We start from the raw sequence: 24,993 nt of genomic DNA, 5'->3' as shown, positions 1-24,993 counted from the left end.
TGTGAGGCCCCCGGACAGCGCGTCCCCCAACTGTTGGCAGTTCAGTCAGCGTTGCGATGCGGATCCCCGGGGCCAGGGGACGGCGGTCGCGGAGACCGAGGACAGCACGTGCCGCGGTGCGCCGTCTACCGCGTGCGGCGGACCCTCAGGATGTTGTCCGTGTGGGTACCGGGTTGGCCCTCGGGTCCGGTCAGTTCACGGTAGAGGACCTCGTCGACCTCGACGTCCCACTGCCGCGGCGCGAGGTCGAGCGAACCGAGGACCTCGGACGTGGTCGGGAAGTGGACGTCGTGGGGCGGTTCCTGCATCCATGACGGCCATCCGGCGTGGCCGACGATCAGCAGTACCCCACCCGGTGCCACCGCCTCCGCGGCCCGGCTCAGGATGGCCTCCCGCTCCGCCTCCCGCGCGACCGGAGAGTGGAGGAACTGGGCCGACACCAGATCGAAGATCCCGGCGGGAAACGACTGCGACAGGTCGTGCTGCTGCCAGTCGATCCGTCCGGACAGCCCCGCGGAATCCGCACGGGCGGCGGCCCGCCGAAGCGCTGTCGCCGACACGTCGGCGGCGGTGACCCGCCAGCCCCGCTCGGCCAGCCAGATCGCGTCGGAGCCCTCGGAGCACCCGAGGTCCAGCGCGGTCCCGGGCGCCAGCGGACCCACTTCCCGTACCAGCAGCTCGTTCGGCTTGCCGCTGGTTCCCCAAGGGCTTTCCCGCTCCTGGTAGAAGTCCTCCCAGTACTGCTCAGCGGTGGTCTGCGGCGAGGTGTCGGTCATCGATCGGTCTCCTTCGCTACGGCCGTCGGTGTGGCTCTCGGTGAAGCCTGCGCCCGCCCCTCACCGACTGACAACAAATGTTGCCGGAACAGCAAACATCGCGCCCCTGGGCGGCCGGTCGCAGTCGGCTGTGGGCAGCTGTCACCGGACAGCGGAGCCGGTCATGGATCACGCGGGGCGGTCCCGCGTCGCCCCCTGCGCAGACCGGGGAGCACCCCTGGGGCCGCTCGGCCGTAGAGCCGGGGCACCCCTGGGGCCGCTTCCCTACGGCACGGCCGGACCGGCAGGCCGCCGCACATCTGTCCCGGCGGCCCTGCCCGCTCCGACCAGGCACGCTCGCCGGAGCAGGAGCGGGCACGGGAACCTGCCCCGCACAGAGCTCCGGCGGATATCGCGGCCAGGACCTGGGCGGACCGCCACGCGTGTAATCTGAGGCCGGAGGCAAGGAACCGCGGGCCAACAACCGCGTCACGACCTGGGGGTACATCGGTGGGCCGGCCGGTCAGACCTATCCTCAGCCGGGAGCGCATCTGCACCGCGGCACTGGACATCGTGGACAAGGAGGGGCTCGCCGGCCTCTCGATGCGCAAGCTCGCCGGGAAGCTGGGAGTCCAGGTCTCCTCGCTCTACGAGCATGTACAGACCAAGGACGATGTTCTCCACGAGGTCGCGAACACCATCATGGCGAACGTGGACGTCTCCGGCTTCGAGACCGGCGACTGGAGGCACGGCGTGGCGTCATGGGCCCGTTCCTACCGTGCCGCCCTGGCCGCCCATCCCCACATCGTTCCGTTCCTCGCCTATGGCCCGGCCCGCCGTGAGGCATCCCTGCGGCGCGCCGACGCCGTGCACGGCGGCCTGGTGGGTGCGGGCTGGCCGCCCCGGTACGCGACGATGATCGGAGCCTCCACCAAGTACCTCGTGATCGGTTCCGCGATGAGCTCCTTCGCCGGGGGGTTCGACGACGACATACAGGTGTACGTCGACCGTTACCCGCACTTGGCGGGAGCCCACCGCTTGCCCGAGCATGCCGATGAGATCGACCGGGACAGCTTCGAACTCGCCCTGGAGATGTTCCTCGACGGCCTCACCGCGCTGCACGCACGGGTCGTGGGGAACGCCGGGGATTCCACGAAGTCCTGACCCTTGGTCAGGACGGCTCGCCCCTGACCGGCTGACGCACCGGCTCTCGCCGGATGCGGGACCACCTCGCCGCGTCCGGGGACGTCCGTGTCCGCGTGATGGGACACCTCCGGTCGGCTCTCGGCGCGACGCCCGCTCGTACCCGCACACCCGCTCGTACCCGCACACCCACCGGACCGGTTCCGACCGCCCTGCCGCAGCTCTCCACCGCGGCGGACATCTCCGGCACGACGCGGCCCCGCGCCGAGCCCTGACCACAGCCGACCGAGGAGGTCAGAAACCGAAAGAGCCGGGGAACCGCTCACTGACGGAAAAGCGGTGACGGTACGGCGACCGGGATGCCTGATGCGGGCCCCCGGTCGCCGCACCGATGGTCAGCGCCACCTCCGCTCCCGGCCACTGACCTCCGGAGATCATGCAGACCGCGCGGGGCCGGAGGCGGCGAAAGGCCTCTCCGCGCCCACCTCTCCGACGGTCCCGCCCTGTCAGCGGTTCTGGCTTCCGCCCACTCGAGTGGCCGCGGCTGTCACAGCAAGTCGACGATGCTCGGCGGCGCGAACAGGTGGCGGGCACGGTGCTCCATGACGAGAACGGCGGGAAGCTGCCCCGTCGTGTCGGACACGCACCTCTGGCATGCCTGGTCGACGGCGGGGACTTCCGCGGTGTGCCGGGTGGCGATGTGCTGGGCGAGCCGGATCTGCGTGGTCACCACAGTGTCGACCGGGTCGTAGTCCACCCCCGGCCCACCGGCCTTCCGCGCGGCATCCACCACTTCGGGAGCCCGCTTCATCGCCTTGTACAGCTCGGTGCACTCCTGGCAACTCCACATCCACGAAGGAGGGAGCGGCCACTCCTCGGCGGGGTGCGCGTTCCTGGCATCCATGCCCGTCACCGTAGCGGCACACGTACGGCGCAGGCGGGAGATCAGCGGAACCCCATCACGACGTGGGCCGGGCACGGACGGGGTGAGCTGGTTCACGGTGTCGGATCGTGGCTGAAAGACATCCGGTGAGTCGGCGGTAGCGATGAGGATGCCGCGCCCGAGCACCCGCGCCGTCGCGCCACGAAGCGGGTTGCCTCCTGTGTGCCGAACCGCGTGCGGCAGGATGGCAGATCGCGTCGGGTCGTCCTCGTACATCTCGGCGTATTCCCAGACCCCGGAGACAAGCAGGTGGCAAGGTGACGGCACATCACATTCGGCTCGTAGCGAGGCCGCTCGTCCAGGCAGCGGGAGCCGGCCGGTGAACCGCGCGTTCACCCTGCACGACGTGATCGTCGCCGGGGCCGCGCTGGCCGCCGGCATCGTGGCGGGTCTGCTGCTGCGAGCGGCCCTGCGGTGGCTGGGCACGCACGCGCGCAGAACACGGTGGAGCGGGGACGACGTCATCGTCGACGCCTTGCGGGCCGTGGTGCCCTGGGCGACGATAGCCGCCGGCCTGGCGGCGGCGACCGCGGCGCTTCCCCTGACGGAGAGTGTCGGACACAGCGTCAACCAGACGCTCACCGTGCTGCTCATCCTGGTCGTCACCCTCACCGCGGCTCGAGTGATCACCGGCCTGGTGAGGTCCGTGGCACAGTCCCGGTCCGGCGTGGCCGGATCGGCCACCATCTTCGTCAACATCACCCGCATCGTGGTGCTGGCGATGGGCTTCCTCGTCGTGCTGCAGACCCTGGGCATCTCCATCGCCCCGCTCCTCACCGCGCTGGGTGTGGGCGGTCTCGCGGTCGCCCTGGCACTCCAGGACACCCTCGCCAATCTCTTCGCGGGCGTGCACATCCTCGCCTCGAAGACCGTGCAGCCCGGGGACTACATCCGGCTCAGCAGCGGCGAGGAGGGGTACGTCGTAGACATCAACTGGCGCAACACCGTGGTGCGCAACCTCTCCAACAACCTGGTGATCATCCCCAACGCCCAGCTGGCCGGCACCAACATGACCAACTTCACCCGGCCGGAACAGGAACTGTCGATCACGGTGCAGGTGGGGGTCGGCTACGACAGCGACCTCGAGCACGTCGAACGGGTCACCACCGAAGTCGTCGAAAGCGTGATGACCGACATCACCGGCGGCGTCCCCGACCATGAACCGGCCGTCCGCTTCCACACGTTCGGGGACTCCAGGATCAGCTTCACGGTCATCCTGGGGGTCGGCGAGTTCAGCGACCAGTACCGGATCAAGCACGAGTTCATCAAGCGCCTGCACCAGCGGTACCGGGCCGAGGGCATCAGGATCCCCTCCCCCACGCGGACCGTGGCCTTGCAGCAGCCGGGCGAGATCGCGATTCCCCACCAGCGCGAAACGTTGGACCCGATGCCGTAAAAGCAGGGGCTGGTGGGCGACAGCAGCATCAGGGTCCGGTGACGCTGCCCTCGCCGAACAACTCATCGGCCTGCTGAGAGGTCGGGACACACCCGCCTCGGCGACGACGTGGGCGAGGTGACACGACGCGCATCGGCGCACCGGCCACGGTCCGCCTTCAGCGGGCCGTGGCGAGTTGTGGTGTGTCATGTGTGGCTCCGGGCCGGTTCCCGCTCCTGCTGCGGCGTGGGGTCGTGTCGGGGGAGCAGGAGCGGGGTTGTCAGGATGAGGAGTCCGGCAACCGCGATCGCGGTCCGGAGGCTGGTGACGCCGGCCAGCAGGCCCCATGGGGCGGTCATCTCGTACCGCCGTCATGACCGGCGTGGGCGGCCCGTGCCCAGCGGATCACACCGTCCCTCGTGGAGGTCGGCGGTCAGTGCCTGGGCCGGCACGGTGGCGGTCCGCTCCGTGGGGCACGCACATCAGCCCTTGGCGCAGGCACTCGGCGAGGCGAGCCGCGATCCTCCCTTCAGGGTCGAGACGGGGGTTGAAGATCGTGACATCGAGGCCGACGGCTCGCTCGTCGGCCAGCGCCGTCCGCAGCACACTCTCCAGTTCTTGCCAGGTCAGCCCACCAGGGAGGCGGTAGTCGACGGCCGGCATGATCGCGTCGTCCAGGATGTCGACGTCGAGGTGGACCCAGTACCCGGCGCTCTCACCGGCGATGAGCCGACCGACCGCCTGGCGCGCTGCCGCGGCGGCGCCGACGGCACGCACACCGTCGAGGTCGATCGCGTGCAACTGCGGTGGGAGGGGCTGCATCCCGGCCTCGGCGGACTCGGCCGCGTCGCGGAAGGCGAAGGCGATGACATCCTCGTCCCGCAGCAGGGGCCTTCGGCCTTCGAGGTCGGTGAGGAGCCGGGGGCCGCGTCCCGTGGCCAGGGCGAGCTCCATCGAGGCCGCCTCACCGGTCGGCTCCGCCGACGGCTGGTAGAAGTCGGTGTGGCCGTCGAGGAACAGCAGGCCGTAGCGTCCGCGGCGGCGCAGCGCGAGGAGGTTGCCGAGCAGGATGCTGCAGTCTCCGCCCAGGACGACGGGGAAGCAGCCACGGTCGAGGACGCCGCCGACCGTGTCGGCCAGCCGGAGGGAGTACTGCGCGATGCCGACCGGGTTGAGGACCCCGGTGTCACCGTCCCGCCTCGGGTCGTACGACGGTGCCTCGACCCGGTCGGCCCGCACCGCCCCGAGGCCGGCCGGCAGACCGGCATCGATCAGAGCCTCCGGCATGCCCTGGACGCCGGACGGCCGCAGCCCGAGCACGGACGGTGCTTCGATGATCGCCAGTTCCCGCACGTCCGGACTCCCTCGTCGGCCAGGCGACGTCGACCGGCATGCCTCTGACGCCATCCGGTTCGGCACGCCGCCACAGGACCCATGGTGCCGCAGAGCGGGCAAATAGCCGCGCCGCGTGAGACACGCTCGGGGCAGCCCGTTGCGCCCCTGCTCCGATGAGATCGGCGACCGGCTCGGGCTCATCGACCTGGACGTCCGGCCGGGAACCGGTACGAGAGCGCCGTACGGAGGCGGGGCCCAGTCGCTCCCCGGCGGGCTCCAGGGGTCCGCGCCCGGCCGCCCACGGTCCGTAGGCATCGCGTCGGCCTCGAAGGTGAGGTCCCCCGCGTCGACTCCCTTCGGCAAGGGACTCGGCAAGGCCTCGGCAGCGAACGGCCGGAACGTTCCCGCACAGACGCGGCAGGCCTCCGATGAACGAGCTCGTAGGAGCGGACGTACTGCAGGTCGTGCCATCATGCAGGGCCTACACGCAGAGTGGCGCTCCGTTCGGATGCTCACCGGGGTACGGGGACGATGACGCAGGAACAACACTCGCTCCTCGATCTCGACGGTGGCGAGCACGCCACGCCGCCCGTTCCGGCTCGCCCGCCCACGCCGGCGACCGCCGGGGAGCCGCCGGGCCGATGCGAAGGGCTCCGGCGGCACCAGCAGTGGCTAGGGCGTGTTTCGAAAGTCCCTCCCCCAGACTCCGTCCGGGAGGTGCCCCCAGGCTCGCGACGCCTGGCACGCACGCTCGCTGCGTTGTCGGGCTCGTCCGAGTACGCCCAGTACGAGGACGACCCTCCGCCTTGCGATCGTACGCACCAGCCGCCGCGACCCCCGCCCTTCGGGCGGACGGCGCTACTTTCGAAACACGCCCTGGTCGCGCTCGTCGTGGTCGTGCTCCTCGCCGAGATGGCGGTCGCGATGGTCACGACGGCCGTGGAGCAGACCCCGACCATCGACGAGCCCGTGTACGTGGGCACGGCGGTGGTCTACCAGCAGCAGCACAGCCTCCGGTACAACCCTGAGCATCCGCCGCTGGGCAAACTGATCATCGCGACCGGACTGGCATTCGCCGACGTGCGCCTCGACCCCGCATTCGCCGGCGACCAGACAGAGCTCGGGCGGCGACTGCTGTATGAATCCGGCAACGATCCCTGGCGACTGATGCTGTTGGCGCGATCGCCGGTGATCGTGCTGACGCTGCTGTTCGGGCTGGTCGTCTTCGCCTTCGCCCGTGACCTCGTCGGCTCGGTGGGCGGGTTGGCGGCACTCGCCCTGTACGCGTTCTCGCCCGACATCATCGCGCACGGGTCGTTGGCCACGCTCGACGTACCGGCGGCCGGCTTCCTGCTGACGTCGGTCTGGCTGCTGTGGCGGGCGCGGCGGCGGCCGCCCCTCTACGTCCCGCTCGCCGGGGCGGCGCTCGGCGCTGCCGTGGCCACGAAGATGAGCGCGTTGGCGGCGGTTCCGGTGCTGCTGCTCCTCGTCGTCGTGTCGGTCCGGTACGCCCGTCGGAAGCAGGACGTCGGCACCGGCGCGCGCGGGAGGGCGCGGCTTCTTGCGTCCGGTGTGGCGTCGGCGGCCCTCGTGGCGCTGATCGCGGTCATCGTGGTGTGGGCCGCCTACCTCGTCGTCGACCCGCGGCTGCGCTGGGCGACCCCCGGACACGTGCCGGTAGCCCACGGGCTGCGCGGGCTCGCCGTCGACTGGCTGCCGTTCCCGGAGCCGTACCGGGACGGGATGCGCATCCAGTTCGGATTCGAGGACAAGGTGTGGGACGGCTTCCTGTTCGGCCGGCACTACCGCGGTTCGCTCTGGTACTACCTGCCGGCCGCGCTGCTCGTGAAGACGCCTCTCGGCATGCTCGCGCTGTGGGCCGCCGGCGCCGTCGCGATCGTCGGCGTTCCCCGGCTGCGGCCCGCGGCACCGTACGTGCTCGTCCCGACGGCCGTCCTGCTGGCCTCGGGCCTGTACGGGTCCCGCGACCTCGGCGTCCGGTACGCCGTCTTCGTGCCGATGTTCCTGGCGGTCGCGGCCGCCGGCGTGGTCGTCGCCCGGTGGAGGCGGGCCCACGTCGTGACGGCGGCGCTGGTGCTGTTCGTCGCGGTCAGCTCGCTGCGGACGTACCCGTACTACCTGCCGTACTCCAACGAGGCGTTCGGCGGGCCGTCGAAGACTCACTTGCGCTTGCACGACTCGAACGTCGATTGGGGCCAGGACCTGGGGCGGCTGGCCGACCGCCTGCGGCAGCGGTATCCGGGCGAGAAGATCTGGCTCGTCTACAAGGGCAGCGGCGTGCCGTCCTCTTACGGCATCGATGCGTCCAACCCGCGCAAGGTGCCCCCGGACGAGGTCCACGGGCTCCTCGTCGTGTCGGACTCCTCGATCGCCAAGGCCAGCGGCCGACTGGCGGCGCTGATCGAAAGCAGCAAGCCGATCGACGAGGTCGGCCACTCGATCACGATCTACCGCAGGGCATAGGCGGGTTGGCCGCTGCCGCGTGGGGGCCAGGTGCCGACCGTGCGGTCTTGCAATGATCGCGTGTGCGGACAGGATTGCCACAGCAACTGACCGTGGACAAGGGCGCGGTGACGTCCTGGGTCTCGCAGGAACGGCTGCCGGGGGCCTCGAGGCACTGCGTACGGGCTTCCATCGGCCCCGGGTTCAGGCCCGGACGGTGCCGGGAGGGGACGGCCTTCGCTTGAGCAGTCATGCCCGTGGGCGGCACGGTTCGATGCCGCCAGCGCTTCGTTAGCGGCGCGTTAATGGGACGGCAGCCGCTACCAGCAAGCTGAGTACCACACCGAGCGAAACCTCGCCGGGGTTACACCACTCCACTGATGACGAAGAAGGTCTTCCACATGCGTGCCATCCGCTCCCGAGTCCGTACGTTCGCCAGTGCCGGTCTGCTGGTGACCGCCGCTCTGCTGGCCACCGCCTGCCAGCAGTCCGACGCCGCGGGTACGGACTCCGGTGACTCGTCGTTCTCCGCCCCGGCCGCGTCCGGCAAGGCCGTCAACGGCACGGGCGGCTCCTCGGGCGGCTCCTCGGGCGGCAAGGGCACCTCGTCCGGCAAGGCCGTCAACGGCACGTTCACCGGTGCGCTGACCTACGTCGCCCCCGGCAAGTACACCGTCAAGGACCAGATGTTCTACGTCGCCGAGGACACCGAGATCCTTGGCGCCGGCACCATCTGCGGCGACCCCGAGGGCCAGTCGGCCTCCGAGTGCACCTTCGACCAGCTGGAGGCGGCGGTCAAGAAGGGCGGCGTCCACGCGGAGGTCACCGTCGTCAAGGGCATCGCCACCCGCATCGCCGAGCAGGGATCGGCGGGTTCGTCGGGCGGCTCCTCGGGCAACGGGGACGCCCCCTCCGCCAAGCCGGTCAACGGCACCTTCACCGGCGCGCTGACCTACCTCGCCCCCGGCAAGTACATCATCAAGGACCAGATGTTCCACGTCGCCGAGAACACCGAGATCATCGGCGCCGGCACCATCTGCGGCGACCCCGAGGGCGAGACGTCCAACGACTGCACCTTCGACCAGCTGGAGGCGGCGGTCAAGAAGGGCGGCGTGCACGCGGACGTCACCGTGGTCAACGGCGTCGCCACCCGTATCTCCGAGCAGCCGTGAGGCGGGGGCGCGGTGCGGCCGCGCCCGGGCAACGCAGGCGTAGGGCAGAGGCGTTCGGCCGGGCACATCCCGGCCGGACGCCTCGTCTTGGCGTCAGCCCGCACCGTGCGCGTACCGGTCCCCTTCCGGCGGTCCGCCGCTCGCACTGCGGCACCACCACTGCGCCCTTCTGCTCCTCCGCCGACCGGAGCCCCGCAGGGAAGACACCGAAGCGAGCGCGGGGGAGAGCAAGATGGCCGACCATGGGCCGGGGCTCCGGCCACGCAGTGCCAGGTGTCCGAAGGCAAGCACCGAGGAGAACACCGAAACCTATGCGAGTCACCTACGGGGTCCCGCTCGCCCCGATGACAACGCTGGGCATCGGAGGCCCGGCGGCGGCCTTCGTCGATCTGTACGACCCGGCGGACTTTCCCTCCTTCGTCGAGTTCGCCGGTACCTTTCCCGACACACCGGTCTGCCTGGGGACGGGCAGCAATGTCCTGGTCAGCGACTTCGGCTGCTCCTCCGCCGTGGTACGGATGAGCACCACAGGGGTGCGGATGGCGGAGGAGACCGCCGACGGCCGGACGCTGATCGAGGTCCAGGCAGGCCACTCCCTCGTCGACCTGGTCGACATGACCATCGATGAGGGTCTGAGCGGTATGGAGATGCTCGCGGGCATCCCCGGGACGGCGGGTGCCACACCGGTCCAGAACGTCGGCGCCTACGGCCAGGAAATCTCCGACACCCTGGTCGAAGTGACGGCCTGGGACTGGGCGTTGGGGCGCAGCGTCACCCTGGACGCGGCGGCCTGTGGACTGGGCCACCGCACCAGCGTCTTCAAGGGAGCCCGCCGCTGGACCGTACTGAAACTGGTCTTCGCCCTGCGCCGGTCCCCGCTGAGCACACCGGTCACCCACCGTGCGGTCGCCGCAGAACTCGACGTGCCGGTCGGCAGCCGGGTCCCCCTGGCCGAGGCCGCCCGCTCGGTGCTCGTCGTCCGCAAGGGCAAGGGCATGGTGCTGGGCTGCTGTGACACCGACCGTCGGTCGGTCGGCAGCGTGTTCCTCAGCCCCGAAGTCTCCCCCGCCCAGGCCGAACGCCTGCGTGCGCAGAACGCGCCGGTCAGTGACTTCCCCGACGGCTCGACCCGGGTCAGCGCAAGCTGGCTCATCCGCCAGGCCGGTTTCGAACTCAGCACCCCGATCGTTCACGGCGTACGTGTCTCCTCGCTGCACTACACCCTGGTCGCCGACGCAGGCGCAAGCGCCGCCGGATTCACCCGGGCCATCGACATCGTCCTGGAAGAGACCCTGCTCCGCACCGGGGTGAGGCTCATTCCCGAAATCGATTACCTCGGGGAGTGGAAGCCGGGTTCTGGCGGCAGATAGCAGCGGGCTCTCATGGCGCAGTCGGCCGCCCGACCACTGCTTGGCCCAGGTGATGCGTTACCTGCGGGGCCTCGCGTGATCTGTGGTGTGTCACGAGGGCCGGCACGTGACGTGACGCGCTCCGGCTCCCCGGCGCGGGCGCCAGTGGTGCCGTCGGCCGGGGAGGGGCGGTGCCATTGCGGGAGGCGAACGCTCCCGGCTCCACCTCTCCGGCGACACCGACCCGCTCCGGCGTCATCATGCTCGGCTACGCTGGAGCGCGCCCGCCGAACACCAGCACCAACTGGCGGCACTCACTGATCTGATGACAGCGCCCGGGACTAGGACCACGCTCCCGGCCGTGGCCCCTATGCACTCGGGTACGGTTCGCATGACTTGGCGCACCCACACCAGGAGGAGCACTCATGGCTCCCGACACCCCCGTGCCGTCGACCCCGTACGCCTTCGACCACCGGGGAACGCGGCGAGCGTGGCACCGAGCCCGCAGGCGGGTGGCGACGGGGCTAGTCGCCTTCGTGGGGGTCACGCTTGCGCTCGCCGTCCTGACGAGCCTGTACGCCGAACCGATCAGGTCGGCCCGGGCAGGAGTGGTTCCCGCTCTCTTCTTCGGCATCGTCGTCCCTGCCGGGCTGTACTCCTACATCGGATCGCTCCGCCGTCTGAACCGTATGCGCAAGGTCCTGCGGTCCGGCCCCTGGAGGCTCGGGGAGGGAGCCCGCAAGCAGCCCGGAGTGGTGGACTCACGGGGCGTCCCGATACAGCTCATCACCCTGCGAGGTGACTGGTCCAAGGGATACACGGCGCGCAATCCGCTCCGGTGGTACCGCTGGGACAAGGCGATGGAGAAAGGCGTGTGGACAGCCGGAAACCCCACCTTCGGGGGAGTGATCGCGCTGCCGGGGGGCGAGGGCCTCATGACCATGGAGCAACGGGCACCAAGCGCACCAACGCCCCAGTAGTTCGAAAGACGATCCTTTCGCTGCCGGTTGCGCACCTCCAACGCTCCACCAACGCACAAACGTTGACGCCATCGCCCGGAGTTGCTCCATGTTCGCATCACCGAAGGCCCCTGTGGGCCAAAGGCACCATGACGAGCCGGGAAGCTCCCAGGACGGCCCCCCGGAGTCGATTGACGCAGTACGCTATCCGCCACGCCACATCATCGGCTTCCTCCAGTTCCTCTCCAGGATGCCGGCCTGCTTTGCCCTTGCGAGACGCTCGGTGTCGGCCTGGTCGCGCTTCGGGGCTTCCTTATCCCAGTCCGCGGGATTTAGGAACAGCATCGCTTGGCTCTCCGGCACCACCATGACCCCGCCGAAGGGCGGATCACCCGCGAACCAGACGTCTGTCTCGGCACCTTGGGGCCACTTGCGGCGCCCGGCCGCATTGAGGGCCCACATCAGCGGCGCCCCGTGCTGACCTCGGACGGGGAGGCGGATCGTGAACACATTGCCGTACTCGGTCCATTCCTCACTCCTCTTCTCCACGCGCGGGCGGAATTCGAGGGGATAGGTGCGCAGTACCTTGGCGCACTGGACGAGCCGAACTCCGCACCTGACCCGGTAGACCGTGAAGATGAAGACGAAGACCGCCCCGACGGTCGGTAGGGCCGTGAAGAAGGAATCCGGGAGGCCCAGTGCCATGAGTGCCTGCGGCATTATCACCAAGGCCACGATGACAACTATGCGTATTGCCAGGAGCCTGGCCAGAACTGTGTAGTTATGCCTCAGCACCTTCTGCACATCTACGGCATCGGGCGGATTCACAACCTGATGGTTATCGGGCATCGCGCCTCCTGATTCCACGTCATCCATCCTCGTCATCCAAACGGGCTTCGACTGGCGTCAGCCGGGACATTTGCCTCGGCGCCTGCCGGATCACCTTCGGCTTCGAGAACCGAGGGATCGGTGAACGTCAGCGTGTGCGCGACACCGAGCAGCACGTTTCGATAGTCATCGGCGAGGTCGACAGCCGACGTCACCAACTGGATCACGACGATGTCGCGGGTGCCGGAGCCAGTCACTGCGACCGTCCCCTGCCAAATCGTCCCCTCTGGCGGGGTGTCGCTCCCCTCGGGCGGTCTGCCCGGGGCGACCGTGCGGCGCTTCTTCTCAGCAACGAACCCTGTACCGCATGGCAACTCCAATGGGCGCATCGCCTCATCAAGATTGTCGGCAGCAGTCCCCACCATGGCAGCGAGGACGAGCTTCGCGCTGACCCCGGAGGCAGGGACCGTCGAAACCGTAAGAGTGGAGAGGGAAACGCCTCCCTCTTCGTCCGGGTGCAGACCCACAGCGCACCCTTGGACGTTCTGGGCGTTCAGGGAGGTGATCACACCGGTGTAGAAGCGCAGCACTTGCTCCCCGAGGTCACGCAACCCTTCCGGAAAACGGAGCACTTCCTCGACCAAGGCTTCGATGCGCTCGAGCGGTGGATCGAGATCCAACGTCATGTAGCCGTACGGAATCCCGTACCAGAAGGCTGGTTCCGACTCGTTCGCCTTCTCGGTCAGGAGGTCGGTCACAGAGGTCCACCTTTCAGGACTGCGATCATGTGTGTCACACCAGTTTCAGCAAACCGGCGAGGCCATACAGACCGGCGCCTGCCTTGGTAATCTCCGAAGCATTGTGCGCGGCAGCTTCCTTGGGAAGCACTCCCTCAGCCTCCAAAGAGGAGACAGTATTCGCGGCAACATTGAGACCGTTGGCCGTGATGTTACCCATCAGCTTGGCTGAGCCCCCTGCACTGGCCTCGGCAGCCCGCCACGCGTCGTCAACGCTCCTCTCGGCGCCCGATCTGAAAGCGGGGACGATCTCCCGGACGAATCCGCCTGCCTTCTCGGCATTCGATACAGCCACGCCGTAGCTGTCAGCCATCCTAAGACCAACGGCAAGCTCTTTCCCGGCCGCACTCAGGGCTTTCCCACCCGGAACCATACCGAGAAAGTCGCCGCCTACGGAGGCCCAGGCGGAGAAAGTATCCATGCCGCTTCCGCCGCCCCTCAAGTCGCTTCTAAAATTTGGATCGGAGAGATTCTTGGTCATGGATGTCGCACTTGCCGCAAGTGCGATCCCCGCAAAGAGCGGTGCCAGTGGCGTGGGGAAGAGAGCCAACAGTCCGGCGATCGCCCCGATCGTGCCCACGTGCTGGTAGAGGAAGTTGCCGACAGCCTTGATGCCGTCCCAAATAGAATTGACGGCCTGGCTGAGCCAGCCCGGCTCCTTAGGTGCCAGTTTCTCCGTAGCGCCGTCGAGGTTCTTGGCCACGGTTTCGGCCTGTTCCGAGTGGGTGGTCTCGAGTTCCCTGGCCTTGCGGACGACTTCGTCGTACCGGCTGTTGGCGTTGTCGAGTGCCGTCGTCGCCTCGTTCAGGCTCCGCTCGGCCGCCCGCAGCCTGGCGGTAGCCGCGTCGGCCTCCGCCTGGGTGGAAAACTGCTGGCCCGCGAGCCCCAGGTCCGGGTCCTGCTCGGCCTTAGCGCATTGCTCCTTGGCCTTGGTGACCGCGGCCTTGCGCTCACCGGCCTCTGTGTCGTACTTCTGCGCCAGGTCACGGTTGGACGTCAGGTCGCCGTCCCAGATCGTCAGCTGGGCGGACGCCTTCTCCAAGGAGCGCGCGGCGTTTTTGATATAGGTCGGCAGTTCGCCGTCGATCGCCTCTCGGAACGCCCTTGCCGCGTCGCCCTGCCAGTAGCTACTCTCCCCGATCAATTTCTGGAGCTGGTTGTGGCACTTCCGGAGAGCCGTCGCCGCGGACGTGACCTTACGCCGCAGGGCGTCGACCTCACTGGGGATACCAGGAACGGGGTTCCAGCCAAGGTTGGTATAGGGATTCGCAGCCACTAATTCGTCCCCCCGTTCTCGCCACCTGACGCCGAAGGCTTCTCCATCTCCTTGAATGCCCTCTCCAAGGCCATTTCGACCTCGTCGTAGTTCTTCTTGTTCTCCTTCACGCCCTCACTGATGGCGTCGATCATGTTCTTGGTCTGCTCGGAACCGTACTTCCAGCGTTCCTGGAAGCCGTCGCACGCCTCATCCAGTCGTGTCGTCCCGACCTGGTCGGCCCGAACATGTCCCAGAGCCGATCGCGCCTCATCCAGATCCCGGACACAGTCCTCGAGCGTTTTGAGGAACGCCGCAAACTGATCCGTGTCCGCTTTGAATTGACCCCCCATAAAGCTGGCGCACTCCCCATTCGTTCAATATTTGACTACAGAGCCTTCGCAACTCGAAGCGTCGGGTCAACCGCGCCCAAGGGGAGGCTACATGGACCTTGCGGACCGGCTGTCGACGGTTAACTGCCAGAATTGGGTCGTTCCGTGCATCATCCGAGGTTTGCTAGCAATTGATGTACAACTCCTCGGCCATCGGCGTTCGGGCGCACTTTCGACGACCGCGAAGGTCCCTGCAGACATGCCCGGAGAGACGCACAGGAGCAGCCCGAAACGCCGAGGTGCTGGTCAGCACGTAAGGGAGCCACAAGGCTCAAGATCATGAGCACCGGAACCACCGCATCACCTGCCCTCAGCCACCAGTCCATCGAATAGCATTCGTTCACGATGAGGTTCGCGTCGCTCCGCGCAGTGCGCGGCTCGGGCGCCGCCTGCACTCGCCACGAGGGGTCACCCACGCGGATGCCAACCACACGATGACGCTGATCAGCGCGGAGCTAGTGGCCAACTGAGCACGCCACGGCTCATACCGGGGCGTGCCTTCAGGCTTCCCCCCATCGACGACTTGCAGGAGCGGCGTGGAGGCCGACCTGTTGCCCCAGTGCGTGTTCGGCGCGCTTGCCCAGGCCCACCGTGAGGGAGGCGAGGAGCCCGCGGGGTCGTCCATCTACTCCAACGCCTCACGGCTGTACATGAGATGAGAGCCGTTCCGACTGCCGCGGGCCTCTGAGCTGAACCAGCGTATAAGGAGTCATGGTCATGGACTCTCACCCCGAAGACGAAGCCCAACGTGTCCCGACGAATGCCGACGAGGCGCTGGAGATCGCCCGCACGCGGTTCGCTCCCGTATGGCCGGACGGCACCCCGGCACCCTTGAGTATCCAGGAATTCGACATCGGCTACCTCATCACCGCCGGTCTCCCGCCGCAGCCGGAACAGCCGGCGGATCAGCGGGCGGGGCGGCCTCGCCCCAGGGGGAACCCCGGCGGTACCTGCGTCGTCGTATCCAAGGAAACCGGCAAGATCAGCACCCTGCCGTACCGGCCTCCGGCCTCGGCGATCGCCCTCTATCGCAAGGCACACGGACCCACAGCGCAGTAGGGCAGGAACCAGGTAGGCGGGTTCCGACGACCGCCCGGGCGGACCGCGTTGCTCTGGTCGATTGCCGGTGCTGCGGCGTTCCGCCACACATCAGCCGCCGCCCGCGTCCCGTCCGGCCGGCCACGGACCCGGCAGGGTCAGCCCTGCTGGACCGGGACGACGACCATCTCGGCCGATGCAGCAGTCGGCCATCAAGCCGGTGGCCGCCGCTGTCGATCCAGCGATGGCCTCGGTAGCGGCGGGCCGGGTTCTCCGGCGCCTTCCGCACCAGGCGGCGAGGGAGCCGTATGCGTCATGCGCCGGGGTTTCGACGCAGTTTGCGTTACGCCCACGCTCAACTCGTTCCCGAACGTCCCAGGACGGCGCAGGGCACGATGCGACCGCTCGATGAGAACAACCGGCACACCGAGGTTGATCTCACGATGAGACGCTGCGCCTGAACCGGCGTACTGGGGGTGGAGGGGAGAACCCCGAGCCCTTCCCTACCGGAGGTACCTCACCCGTGACCACCACCGAAGCAGCCCCGGCCCGGGCTGACCACAGCGACGCGCACGAGCCGCAGGGTTGGCAGTTCAACTCACCGCTCGTCCTGACCATGCTGCTGCTCCTGGTGGTTGCGCTGCAGGGGCCGATCCGCCGGGCGTTGTCCGCGCCGGTGACGGAGAACTGGATGACCGTGTTCGTCGCCGTGGTCGTCCAGGCCCTGCCCTTCCTCGTCCTCGGCGTGCTGTTGTCGGCGATCATCGCGGTGTTCGTCCCACCCTCGTTCTTCGCCCGCGCGCTGCCGAGACAGCCCGCCCTGGCGGTGCCGGTAGCCGGAATGGCCGGGGCGGTGCTGCCGGGCTGCGAGTGCGCCTCCGTGCCGGTGGCCGGGGCGCTTGTGCGCCGGGGCGTCACCCCCGCGGCCGCTCTGGCGTTCTTGCTGTCCGCCCCGGCGATCAACCCGATCGTGCTGATCGCCACCGCGGTCGCGTTTCCCCGCAACCCGGAGATGGTCCTCGCCCGGTTCGTGGCGAGTCTGCTCGTGGCGTGCGCGATGGGCTGGTTGTGGCAGCGGCTGGGCCGCACCGACTGGCTGCGCCCACCGGCCCATCCGTCGCTCGACGGCCTCAGCAAGGGGGCGGCGTTCTGGGGATCCGTACGGCACGACGTGATGCACGCCGGCGGGTTCCTCGTCGTCGGCGCGATGGCCGCGGCCACCCTCAAAGCCGTCGTCCCGGCAAGCTGGCTGCACACCGCGGCCAGTAACCCTGTGGTGTCGATCCTCGCCCTGGCGATCCTCGCGCTGGTGTTGTCGATCTGCTCCGAGGCCGACGCCTTCGTGGCCGCGTCCCTGTCCCAGTTCTCGCTCACCGCCCGGCTGGCATTCCTCGTCGTCGGACCGATGATCGACCTGAAACTGTTCGCCATGCAGGCCGCCACATTCGGCCGCGGGTTCGCGCTGCGGTTCGCCCCCGCCACCTTCACCCTCGCCGTCCTCGTGTCGGCCCTGGTCGGGGCGGTCCTGCTGTGAACCGGCAGGCGCAAGCAGTCGTGCTGTTCCTCGTCGGCGGGGCGGTGGCGCACGCCGGCCTCACCGACCTCTCCCTGCGCTATGTCAAGGCCGGGTTGCGCCCCTTGCTGGTCGTGGCCGGGCTCGTCCTGATCTCGGCCGCCATCGCCACCGTCTGGTACGAACTGCGCCGGCCGCGAGCGCTCCAGGCCCACCAGCCCGAGCGTGAGCACCACGACCGGCACGGCCACACCCACCGGGAACCACGCATCTCCTGGCTCCTCGTCCTGCCCCTGTTCGCCCTCATCCTGGTCGCCCCACCAGCACTGGGCTCCTACAGCGCCATGCGCACGGGCACGGCCCTGCAACAACCCTGGGGCTTCTCCGACCTCCCCGCCGACGACCCCCTCCAGCTCAGCGTCGTCGACTACGCGGGCCGCGCGGTCTATGACCACGGACGATCCCTCAGCCACCGGCGGATCGAAGTCACCGGTTTCATCAGCCGCGACCGCCACGGCGCGCCGTACCTCAACCGCATGGTCCTCAACTGCTGCGCTGCCGACGCCCAACCCGTCAAGATCGGTCTGTCCGGACGGATTCCCCCCATCCTGCAACCCGACACCTGGCTCGAAGTCACCGGCACCTACACCAAGAAACGGACCAAGGATCCCGTCAACGGCGGCGTCATCCCGTTCATCAACGTCACCCGGGCCCGACCGGTCCCGGCCCCGCACGACCCGTACGAAGGCTGAGGCGCGCTCGCCGTCCGTGACCGCTCCACGGTTCGAGCGGCGCAACGCCCGCGTGATGTCCCAGGCGTCGTCACGCATCGAGCTGGCCGACCTGGCGAGATTCTCATACGTAGTCCTCGAGCCGGGCGACGGCGAAGCCCTGCTCGGTGATCGTCCGTAGCAAGTCCTCGGTTACGTCGGTCAGTGCGGCGCCATGGAGACGCTGCTTCGGGAAGAAGTGGAACAGGATGATGTCGCCCGGGCGCAGCGTGCGGTCGGTGCCCTCGTAGCGCAAACCCCTGGGCTGCATGTTGGCGCGCCAGAGCACTGTGGCGCGGATGCCGCAGTCTGCCGCCGCCCGCAGGGTGGTGGGATCGTAGTGGCCACGCGGAGGTCGGAACAGCGTTGGCCGTTCCCCGAAGACCTTCTGGAGGCGGTTCTGTTGGCCGCAGATCTCGGCGCGTTGAGCGGCGTAGGGGAGGTTGTCCAGCCGTCTGTGGGTCAGGGTGTGGTTCTGCACCCTATTGCCCAGCTGATGCATTCGAGCGAAGTACCCGTAGTTGTCCCCGGCCATGGAGTCGGTCAGGAACATGCTGAACGGCACGCGCAGGGTGCGCATCAGCTTCGCGAAGGCCGGGTCCTTCGCCGCACCGTCGTCGATGGTGAGGAAGACGACCCGGTCAGGGGTGGGCACCCGGTCGATCCGTGGCATTTGGCGCGTTCCGTTCACTATCGGGGCGCGCAGGGGCGGTTTCTTCCGTGGTGGAGGCGGGGGCGGAATCAGCTCTGGGAGAGCCTCCCGGGTGGGCGCGGGCGCCTCGTGTCCCCGCGCACCCCGGGTGTCTTCGCTGCCCGTTCCGCACCCGCTCGCGACGGCTGCCGCCAGGATGAGGGCGGTCAGCCGGCTCATGGTCGTCTTGGTCGCTCGGCCTCGTTGCTGCATGCCACCGATCATCGCGCAGCGGTCTGCGGCGGCCGTTTGCGCCCTGCTGGGCCGGACTGGCCATGCAGCCGGCCAGGCCCCCACCAGGAGGTGCGGGACAGGACCTCCTCGCCCGCACGCCCGGGCAGGACACAGCAACCTTGTAGAGCACCCAGCCGTCCGGGGTCGGTGATGCGCCCCCCGTACAGTTGCCCCACGCCACGGGGCGAACCGTGCCGCTCACCCCCGGAGATCCGTCCCATGGCGCCGCGCGGCTGAACGCGGTCGGCATGACCCCAGGAAACCGGCTGTTCACCCGTCCCACGCGGTCGGATCTCCGCTGTGGTCCCGCGGGACGCGCCCCACGGGGACGAGGTCGTGGTCCAGCTCGGGTACGAGCATGTGCGGCGACGCCACTCTTCGCTTCTCGCGGTCCTGCGTCGTCCTCGAAGTCCTTACGGCGCGGTACGTCGGCCGCCGCCGACGGACCGGGCACTGGCGGCGGTATCGGCCAGGGCACGCAGGACGGTCGTACCGGCAAGCACCAGCGTGGAAACCGGTCGGCCCACCCATCGCGTCAGGTCCCGTTGCAGGTCCGGGTCCACCTCGATGGTCACCCGTACGCCTCTGCTGTGCAGCGTGGCGACCTTGGCAGACCGGGCAACGGTGTCCTGTCCGCGCTCCAGTGCCGCACGGTATCTGTCCTTCCGCTGGTTCATGCTTCTTCCTGACGCTTGATGAGTTCATGGGCAAGGTCCATGTACGCCGAGCCTTTGGGCCGGACCGCGCTGCCGAACGACTGGGCGTACAAGTCGAGCCTCGCAATCTGGGTGCCCAGCACCACGAAGCCCCACTCGGTGAGCGCCTCACGAGCGTCGGCATCCGGGCCGGTGCGCGTGGCGTCGGGACGATTCGTGCGATTCAGCAGGACGGCGATGCGGGCCGGCTCGGCGCGCAAGGACTGCACGTCGCCCATCTCGCCACGGATGGGTGCCATCCGGTCCAGTTCGATAGGAGCGGGGGTCACCGGCACGATCCACTCGCTCGCGTACCTCATGATGCTGCGGGCGATACGAGGATGATCCTCCAACTGCGGCGCGTCGAGGACGACGGCCTGCCGTCCGCCGAGGAAGTCGTTCACGCGACGGTGCACGTCCCCCACCGGCAAGGCGACTACGGGAAACGGAAAACCACCGGCCAATTCGCTCCAGCGCAGCGCGGAGGCGGCTGGATCACCGTCGACCAGCAGCGGCGAGAAGCCCGACTCGTGAAGCGCGTGGGCCAGCCACACAGCACTGGTCGTCTTACCGACTCCCGGTTTGAGGTTCACAAACGCACAGCTCAGCAGCACGAGTGCCAACCTAATGGGCTCCCTCGCCTGGTGACGGTCGGCGCGAGGGCGGAGTTTCGGCGTTCACTCGCAAGCAGTCAGAAACCGCTACGGCGCTGGGCCGTCCGGTGGCCACGTTCGCCACGCGGGAGATCATGCAGGGCCAAGGCGGGGACATAGGGGCACACTTGGGCGCGTACCGGAAGTGCTGGAGCTCCGCACCACCACGGCCCCTGGTGACATGCTGTGCCGTTTGGTGGCACGCTCGGATCCGGACGCGCGGCACGTGATCGACCGGGGGGTGGGTTTTCGATGGCAGCATGCGGGCCACGACGGCGATCGGATGGAGAATCCGGTGCCGCTCCGGATCATTCCCCTAGGGCGTGTTTCGAAAGTAGCGCCGTCCGCCCGAAGGGCGGGGGTCGCGGCGGCTGGTGCGTGCGATCGCAAGGCGGAGGGTCGTCCTCGTACTGGGCGTACTCGGACGAGCCCGACAACGCAGCGAGCGTGCGTGCCAGGCGTCGCGAGCCTGGGGGCACCTCCCGGACGGAGTCTGGGGGAAGGACTTTCGAAACACGCCCTAGTGCGCCAGGCGACGCGACAGGCGCGGTAGGGAGCGCTCACCGCTGGAGGACCGCCCCTGAGGGAGGGGCCGCGCAGTGAGCTTCTGGGAGTACCTGGGCACCCGCTACCAGCAACTGCTGGTGGACGCCTACCAGCACGCCAGCGCCGTCTTCCAGTGCATGGTCGCCGCCACGGTGCTCGGGGTCCTGATCGGCGTCCTCACCTACCGCACGGAGTGGGCGGGAAACCTCGCGATCACCACGACCGCGACCATCCTCACCGTCCCCTCCCTGGCCCTCATCGGCCTGCTCGTCCCGGTCGTCGGCCTCGGCGTCGCGCCGACCGTCATCGCGCTGACGCTCTACGGGCTGCTGCCCGTGGTCCGCAACGCGGTCGTCGGGTTACGCGGGATCGACCCGGCCCTCGTCGAGACCGCCAAGGGCATGGGGATGTCGCGGTTCGCCCGGCTGCTGCGGGTCGAACTGCCGCTCGCCTGGCCCCCGATCCTCACCGGCGTCCGGGTGGCGACCCAGATGCTGATGGGTATCGCGGCGATTGCGGCCTTCGCCTCGGGGCCCGGGCTCGGCAACCAGATCTTCCGCGGGATCTCCAGCCTGGGCAGTGCGAACGCGCTCAACGAAGTACTGTCCGGGACGCTCGGAATCGTCGTCCTCGCCCTGCTGTTCGACGCCGGGTACGTGCTGATCGGACGGCTCACCATCTCACGGGGGATCCGTGGCTGAACCTGCCGAAACCGCCGAAACAGCCGGACTTACCACCCGGGCTTCCGCAACCCCGGAGCCTGCCGGGCCCGCCCGGCCGGCCACCGCCGGCGCGAGTATCCGACTGGACAACCTCACCAAGCGCTATCCGGACAGTCCCGCTCCGGCCGTGGAAGACGTGACCCTGGACATCGCGGCGGGCGAGACCGTGGTCCTCGTGGGCCCCTCGGGCTGTGGCAAGAGCACCACCCTCAAGATGATCAACCGGCTGATCGAGCCGACCTCGGGGCGGATCACCATCGGCGGCGAGGACGTCACCGGCATCGACCCCGTGGCGCTCCGCCGCACCATCGGCTACGCCATCCAGGCCACCGGCCTCTTCCCGCACATGACCGTCGCGGAGAACATCGCGCTCGTACCGAAGATGGCCGGCTGGCCCCGGGCGAAGGTGCGGGACCGGGTCGAGGAGATGCTCCATCTGGTCGGGCTGGATCCCGGGGAGTTCCGCGGCCGCTATCCGCGCCGGCTCTCCGGCGGCCAGCAGCAGCGGGTCGGGGTGGCGCGGGCGCTGGCCGCCGACCCGCCCGTGCTGCTGATGGACGAGCCCTTCGGGGCCGTCGACCCCATCACCCGCGAACGCCTCCAGGACCAGCTGATCCGGCTCCAGCAAGAGTTGCGCAAGACGATCGTCTTCGTCACCCACGACTTCGACGAGGCCATCAAGGTCGGCGACCGGATCGCGGTGCTGCGCGAGCGGTCGCACATCGCCCAGTTCGACACTCCGGAGGGCATCCTGACCAGCCCGGCCGACGACTTCGTCGCCGGATTCGTGGGCGCGGGCGCCGGGGTGAGGCGACTGCACCTCAAGCGCGTACGGGAGGTGGAGCTCGCCGACGTCCCGACCGCCACCGTCGACGACCCGCTGGAAACCGTCCTGGCGCTGCTCCGCGCGGGCGCCGCCTCCGCCTGCGCCTCCGCCGAGCAACTGCTGCTGCTGGACCGGGACCGGCGCCCGCACACCTGGCTGCGGCGCGAGGACCTGACGCGCGCCCGGAGCGCGCAGCCTGCCACCCAGCCCCTGCCGCTATCGGCGGGCGCCCCGGTGCGGGGCCGGATCAGGGTGGAAGCGACGCTGGGGGACGCGCTGGAGGCGCTGCTGGCCGACGGCGGGGGCCCCGTCGCGGTCACCGGGCAGGGCGGCGAGTACGTCGGCGTCGTGGACATGGCGACACTGCTGAACGCGATGAACGGAGCGCCGGAGGAGCGACGGGCCGAGGAGGCTCGGCAGACCGGCCGGGGTGAGCCCGCGTGAACCGGAGCGAGGTCAGTGGCGGGGGTGGCGGCGGGGCCGGTGGCAGGGCCGCTCCCGAGGCCGGTCACCGGGCTCCGGGGCCGGACGAGGCCGGTACCGGGCTCGTCGCCCCCCACCTGGTCCCACCCCGTATCACCCCCCGTATCACCTGGCAGAAGGTGGTGACGGTGCCGGCCTTCGTCGCGGCCGCCCTCGGCGCCACCGCTCTGTACCTCAACACCACCGAGCTGGACTCGATCGCCAGGAACTCGCTCTCCGGCGGCATCGTGCGCACCACGCTCCGCGAGCAGACCGAACTCGTCGCGATCTCCACGTTCTTCGTGCTCGTCATCGCGATCCCGCTGGGCGTGGCGCTGACCCGCGGCAGCCTGCGCCGGGCCGCCCCGCCGTTCGTCGCGGCGGCCAATGTCGGCCAGGCGACCCCGGCCCTGGGCCTGCTGGCGCTGCTGGTGATCTGGCTCGGCATCGGCCGGCGGGCGGCACTGATCGGCATCGTGGCGTTCGCGGTGCTGAGCAACACCGTCGCCGGGCTGAAGGCCATCGACCCGGCGCTCGTGGAGGCGGCGCGCGGCATCGGGATGCCGCCGCGCCTGGTGCTGTTCCGGGTCGAACTGCCGCTGGCCGTACCGCTGATCCTGGCGGGCGTACGAACCGCGCTGGTGCTGAACGTCGGCACCGCGACGCTGGCCACCTTCGGCGGTGGCGGCGGCCTCGGCGACCTGATCTCCTCCGGCATCACCAACCAGCGCATGCCGGTGCTGGTCCTCGGCTCGATGCTGACGGTCGCCATGGCGCTGATCGTGGACTGGCTGGGGATGCTCGTCGAGTTACTGCTGCGCCCGCGCGGCCTGGAGGTGGACTGATGCGCCTGTCCCGGGTACGGGCCGCCGCCGCGGGCGCGTGCGCGCTGCTGCTCGCCGCCGCGGGTCTGAGCGGCTGCGGGCTGACCAGCGGCAGCCCGCTGGCCGACTCGGTGCGGCCGGGGTCGATCGGAAAGGGGCGGCCGCTGGCGGGCGCCCGGCTGACCGTCACCTCCAAGGAGTTCACCGAGCAGATCATCCTGGGCCAGATCATGGGGCTGGTCTTCAAGGCGGCCGGCGCGGAAGTCCTGGACCGGACGAACATCCAGGGCTCGATCGGTGCCCGCGAGGCGGTCAAGTCCGGTGCGGCGGACGGGATGTACGAGTACACGGGCACGGCCTGGATCACGTACCTCGGGCACACCCGGCCGATCGTCGATCCGTACGAGCAGTGGGAGGCCGTACGCGACGAGGACCGCCGCCACGGCATCACCTGGCTGCCCGCGGCCCCGCTCGACAACACCTACGCGCTGGTCGCGAACCAGGCGAACGCACAGAAGTACCGTCTGCGCACCCTCTCCGACGTGGCGCGTCTGGTGAAGGAGAACCCGGGCGCGGCCACGATCTGCGGGGGAAGCGAATTCGCGGTACGCGAGGACGGCCTGCCGGGCGTGGCGAAGAAGTACGGCTTCACCCTCCCGCCCGGGAACTACCAGAAGATGGACGACGGCGTCGTCTACACCCAGGTCGCCAAGGGCTCCGCCTGCACCCTCGGGGTGGCCGCCACCACCGACGGCCGCCTTCCGCAGCTGAAGCTGAAGGTGCTGGAGGACGACCGGCACTTCTTCCCGAACTACAACGCGGCACCGGAGATGAACAGCGCCGCGATGGAGAAGTACCCCGCCATCGCCGGGATCCTCGCCCCGGTCAGCAGACGGCTGACGGCCGCGGAGGCCCAGCGGCTGAACGCACGGGTGGACGTGGAGGGGGAGGACCCGCACGAGGTGGCGAAGGACTGGCTGGTGCGGGAGGGCTTCATCCGGGAGGGCTGATGGGCGGCTCCGCGAGGCATGGGCTCCATCACCACCGGCTCACGACCCGGGCCGAAAAGTGAGGTCGCGGTCACCCTGCCCCTTCGGCGTCGCAGCGCAGATCATGAGTCCGATGTGGCAGGTACAGACCCGCAAGGGCGCACAGGCGGTTCGACCTGCATGCTGCGGTCCCCTTGGCCCCCAGCACAGTGCGGCGGGCATTCCCCCAGGTCATCGGGTGTGAGGCGCACGGTCGGTCGGGGC

Annotated in this window: 24 protein-coding genes and 1 pseudogene; 15 read left to right on the top strand and 10 right to left on the bottom strand. The window is 69.2% G+C overall.

Annotation, left to right across the window (positions count from 1 at the left end; translation table 11 throughout):
- Positions 1-125: 125 nt before the first annotated feature.
- Positions 126-776 (bottom strand): class I SAM-dependent methyltransferase, encoded by a 651-nt coding sequence (locus tag ACTWQE_RS04900; RefSeq protein WP_443327553.1) that lies wholly within the window; start codon positions 774-776, stop codon positions 126-128.
- 489 nt (positions 777-1,265) lie between these two features.
- Here ACTWQE_RS04900 and ACTWQE_RS04895 point away from each other — a divergent pair, with 489 nt between their 5' ends.
- Positions 1,266-1,919 (top strand): TetR/AcrR family transcriptional regulator, encoded by a 654-nt coding sequence (locus tag ACTWQE_RS04895; RefSeq protein ID WP_443327552.1) that lies wholly within the window; start codon positions 1,266-1,268, stop codon positions 1,917-1,919.
- Between the two features lie 526 nt (positions 1,920-2,445).
- Here the strand turns inward: ACTWQE_RS04895 and ACTWQE_RS04890 are convergent.
- Positions 2,446-2,802, bottom strand: a complete 357-nt coding sequence (locus ACTWQE_RS04890; RefSeq protein ID WP_443327551.1) for a hypothetical protein — start codon at positions 2,800-2,802, stop codon at positions 2,446-2,448.
- Positions 2,803-3,160: 358 nt separating this feature from the next.
- Here ACTWQE_RS04890 and ACTWQE_RS04885 point away from each other — a divergent pair, with 358 nt between their 5' ends.
- Positions 3,161-4,237, top strand: coding sequence for a mechanosensitive ion channel family protein (locus tag ACTWQE_RS04885; RefSeq protein ID WP_443327550.1), 1,077 nt, complete (start codon positions 3,161-3,163; stop codon positions 4,235-4,237).
- A 384-nt stretch (positions 4,238-4,621) separates the two neighbouring features.
- On the opposite strand, the gene ACTWQE_RS04880 is transcribed toward ACTWQE_RS04885, so the two are convergent.
- Positions 4,622-5,569, bottom strand: a complete 948-nt coding sequence (locus ACTWQE_RS04880; RefSeq protein ID WP_443327549.1) for an arginase family protein — start codon at positions 5,567-5,569, stop codon at positions 4,622-4,624.
- Between the two features lie 894 nt (positions 5,570-6,463).
- On the opposite strand from ACTWQE_RS04880, the gene ACTWQE_RS04875 reads away from it, so the two are divergent.
- The 5 genes from ACTWQE_RS04875 (at position 6,464) to ACTWQE_RS04855 (ending at position 11,515) form a co-directional block, all read left to right on the top strand.
- Positions 6,464-8,035, top strand: coding sequence for a glycosyltransferase family 39 protein (locus ACTWQE_RS04875; protein ID WP_443327620.1), 1,572 nt, complete (start codon positions 6,464-6,466; stop codon positions 8,033-8,035).
- A gap of 359 nt (positions 8,036-8,394) precedes the next feature.
- On the top strand, positions 8,395-9,186 hold the full coding sequence (locus ACTWQE_RS04870; RefSeq protein ID WP_443327548.1) for a hypothetical protein: 792 nt from the start codon (positions 8,395-8,397) through the stop codon (positions 9,184-9,186).
- 311 nt (positions 9,187-9,497) lie between these two features.
- Positions 9,498-10,556, top strand: coding sequence for a UDP-N-acetylmuramate dehydrogenase (locus tag ACTWQE_RS04865; protein ID WP_443327547.1), 1,059 nt, complete (start codon positions 9,498-9,500; stop codon positions 10,554-10,556).
- A 170-nt stretch (positions 10,557-10,726) separates the two neighbouring features.
- The gene (locus ACTWQE_RS04860; RefSeq protein ID WP_443327546.1) at positions 10,727-10,861 is read left to right on the top strand and encodes a hypothetical protein; all 135 of its coding nucleotides are present in this window, start codon (positions 10,727-10,729) and stop codon (positions 10,859-10,861) included.
- A gap of 99 nt (positions 10,862-10,960) precedes the next feature.
- Positions 10,961-11,515, top strand: a complete 555-nt coding sequence (locus tag ACTWQE_RS04855; RefSeq protein WP_443327545.1) for a hypothetical protein — start codon at positions 10,961-10,963, stop codon at positions 11,513-11,515.
- 183 nt (positions 11,516-11,698) lie between these two features.
- Here the strand turns inward: ACTWQE_RS04855 and ACTWQE_RS04850 are convergent, their stop codons facing one another.
- From ACTWQE_RS04850 to ACTWQE_RS04835, 4 genes are read right to left on the bottom strand one after another with little or no spacing between them, the layout of a single operon-like run.
- Positions 11,699-12,370 (bottom strand): hypothetical protein, encoded by a 672-nt coding sequence (locus ACTWQE_RS04850; RefSeq protein ID WP_443327544.1) that lies wholly within the window; start codon positions 12,368-12,370, stop codon positions 11,699-11,701.
- 5 nt (positions 12,371-12,375) lie between these two features.
- Positions 12,376-13,080, bottom strand: a complete 705-nt coding sequence (locus ACTWQE_RS04845) for a hypothetical protein (RefSeq protein ID WP_443327543.1) — start codon at positions 13,078-13,080, stop codon at positions 12,376-12,378.
- A 34-nt stretch (positions 13,081-13,114) separates the two neighbouring features.
- The gene (locus ACTWQE_RS04840; RefSeq protein WP_443327542.1) at positions 13,115-14,395 is read right to left on the bottom strand and encodes a putative T7SS-secreted protein; all 1,281 of its coding nucleotides are present in this window, start codon (positions 14,393-14,395) and stop codon (positions 13,115-13,117) included.
- Positions 14,395-14,727, bottom strand: a complete 333-nt coding sequence (locus ACTWQE_RS04835) for a hypothetical protein (RefSeq protein WP_443327541.1) — start codon at positions 14,725-14,727, stop codon at positions 14,395-14,397. The genes ACTWQE_RS04840 and ACTWQE_RS04835 overlap by 1 nt, the downstream gene beginning before the upstream one ends.
- Positions 14,728-15,483: 756 nt before the next feature.
- Between ACTWQE_RS04835 and ACTWQE_RS04830 the strand changes: the two genes are divergently transcribed.
- The 3 genes from ACTWQE_RS04830 (at position 15,484) to ACTWQE_RS04820 (ending at position 18,069) form a co-directional block, all read left to right on the top strand.
- Positions 15,484-15,825 carry a hypothetical protein gene (locus ACTWQE_RS04830; RefSeq protein WP_443327540.1) on the top strand — a complete coding sequence of 114 codons (342 nt, stop codon included), beginning with the start codon at positions 15,484-15,486 and terminating at the stop codon, positions 15,823-15,825.
- 502 nt (positions 15,826-16,327) lie between these two features.
- Positions 16,328-17,338, top strand: a complete 1,011-nt coding sequence (locus ACTWQE_RS04825; protein ID WP_443327539.1) for a permease — start codon at positions 16,328-16,330, stop codon at positions 17,336-17,338.
- Positions 17,335-18,069 (top strand): TIGR03943 family putative permease subunit, encoded by a 735-nt coding sequence (locus tag ACTWQE_RS04820; protein WP_443327538.1) that lies wholly within the window; start codon positions 17,335-17,337, stop codon positions 18,067-18,069. Before ACTWQE_RS04825 ends, ACTWQE_RS04820 begins: the two co-directional genes overlap by 4 nt.
- Positions 18,070-18,172: 103 nt before the next feature.
- Here ACTWQE_RS04820 and ACTWQE_RS04815 read toward each other — a convergent pair whose 3' ends face one another.
- The 3 genes from ACTWQE_RS04815 to ACTWQE_RS04805 all read right to left on the bottom strand — a co-directional run bounded on the left by ACTWQE_RS04815 (position 18,173) and on the right by ACTWQE_RS04805 (position 20,321).
- A complete protein-coding gene (locus tag ACTWQE_RS04815; RefSeq protein WP_443327537.1) occupies positions 18,173-18,760 on the bottom strand; it encodes a polysaccharide deacetylase family protein in 588 nt (195 codons plus the stop codon).
- Positions 18,761-19,425: 665 nt separating this feature from the next.
- On the bottom strand, positions 19,426-19,689 hold the full coding sequence (locus tag ACTWQE_RS04810) for a hypothetical protein (protein ID WP_443327536.1): 264 nt from the start codon (positions 19,687-19,689) through the stop codon (positions 19,426-19,428).
- Positions 19,686-20,321 (bottom strand): nucleotide-binding protein, encoded by a 636-nt coding sequence (locus ACTWQE_RS04805; protein WP_443327619.1) that lies wholly within the window; start codon positions 20,319-20,321, stop codon positions 19,686-19,688. The genes ACTWQE_RS04810 and ACTWQE_RS04805 overlap by 4 nt, the downstream gene beginning before the upstream one ends.
- 92 nt (positions 20,322-20,413) lie before the next feature.
- On the opposite strand from ACTWQE_RS04805, the pseudogene ACTWQE_RS04800 reads away from it, so the two are divergent.
- The 5 genes and pseudogenes from ACTWQE_RS04800 to ACTWQE_RS04780 all read left to right on the top strand — a co-directional run.
- Positions 20,414-20,679: pseudogene (locus ACTWQE_RS04800) on the top strand (Lrp/AsnC family transcriptional regulator); the annotation flags it as partial.
- 280 nt (positions 20,680-20,959) lie between these two features.
- The gene (locus ACTWQE_RS04795; RefSeq protein ID WP_443327535.1) at positions 20,960-21,607 is read left to right on the top strand and encodes an ABC transporter permease; all 648 of its coding nucleotides are present in this window, start codon (positions 20,960-20,962) and stop codon (positions 21,605-21,607) included.
- Entirely contained in the window at positions 21,600-22,898 is a 1,299-nt protein-coding gene (locus ACTWQE_RS04790) for an ABC transporter ATP-binding protein (protein WP_443327534.1), read from the top strand. The genes ACTWQE_RS04795 and ACTWQE_RS04790 overlap by 8 nt, the downstream gene beginning before the upstream one ends.
- On the top strand, positions 22,895-23,761 hold the full coding sequence (locus tag ACTWQE_RS04785; RefSeq protein ID WP_443327533.1) for an ABC transporter permease: 867 nt from the start codon (positions 22,895-22,897) through the stop codon (positions 23,759-23,761). The genes ACTWQE_RS04790 and ACTWQE_RS04785 overlap by 4 nt, the downstream gene beginning before the upstream one ends.
- The gene (locus ACTWQE_RS04780) at positions 23,761-24,750 is read left to right on the top strand and encodes a glycine betaine ABC transporter substrate-binding protein (RefSeq protein WP_443327532.1); all 990 of its coding nucleotides are present in this window, start codon (positions 23,761-23,763) and stop codon (positions 24,748-24,750) included. The genes ACTWQE_RS04785 and ACTWQE_RS04780 overlap by 1 nt, the downstream gene beginning before the upstream one ends.
- The last annotated feature ends 243 nt before the right edge of the window (positions 24,751-24,993 follow it).

This window comes from Streptomyces sp. 8N706 (genome assembly GCF_052245415.1).
Classification (GTDB): domain Bacteria; phylum Actinomycetota; class Actinomycetes; order Streptomycetales; family Streptomycetaceae; genus Streptomyces.
This window is presented reverse-complemented; position numbering and strand designations above follow the sequence as displayed.

Excerpts from the sequence above, each read along its gene's own strand:
- ACTWQE_RS04870 (WP_443327548.1), top strand. The coding sequence starts at position 8,395 with ATGACGAAGAAGGTCTTCCACATGCGTGCCATCCGCTCCCGAGTCCGT.
- ACTWQE_RS04900 (WP_443327553.1), bottom strand. The coding sequence starts at position 776 with ATGACCGACACCTCGCCGCAGACCACCGCTGAGCAGTACTGGGAGGAC.
- ACTWQE_RS04855 (WP_443327545.1), top strand. The coding sequence starts at position 10,961 with ATGGCTCCCGACACCCCCGTGCCGTCGACCCCGTACGCCTTCGACCAC.
- ACTWQE_RS04780 (WP_443327532.1), top strand. The coding sequence starts at position 23,761 with ATGCGCCTGTCCCGGGTACGGGCCGCCGCCGCGGGCGCGTGCGCGCTG.
- ACTWQE_RS04830 (WP_443327540.1), top strand. The coding sequence starts at position 15,484 with ATGGACTCTCACCCCGAAGACGAAGCCCAACGTGTCCCGACGAATGCC.
- ACTWQE_RS04835 (WP_443327541.1), bottom strand. The coding sequence starts at position 14,727 with ATGGGGGGTCAATTCAAAGCGGACACGGATCAGTTTGCGGCGTTCCTC.
- ACTWQE_RS04815 (WP_443327537.1), bottom strand. The coding sequence starts at position 18,760 with ATGCCACGGATCGACCGGGTGCCCACCCCTGACCGGGTCGTCTTCCTC.
- ACTWQE_RS04810 (WP_443327536.1), bottom strand. The coding sequence starts at position 19,689 with ATGAACCAGCGGAAGGACAGATACCGTGCGGCACTGGAGCGCGGACAG.
- ACTWQE_RS04890 (WP_443327551.1), bottom strand. The coding sequence starts at position 2,802 with ATGGATGCCAGGAACGCGCACCCCGCCGAGGAGTGGCCGCTCCCTCCT.
- ACTWQE_RS04875 (WP_443327620.1), top strand. The coding sequence starts at position 6,464 with ATGGCGGTCGCGATGGTCACGACGGCCGTGGAGCAGACCCCGACCATC.
- ACTWQE_RS04865 (WP_443327547.1), top strand. The coding sequence starts at position 9,498 with ATGCGAGTCACCTACGGGGTCCCGCTCGCCCCGATGACAACGCTGGGC.
- ACTWQE_RS04850 (WP_443327544.1), bottom strand. The coding sequence starts at position 12,370 with ATGGATGACGTGGAATCAGGAGGCGCGATGCCCGATAACCATCAGGTT.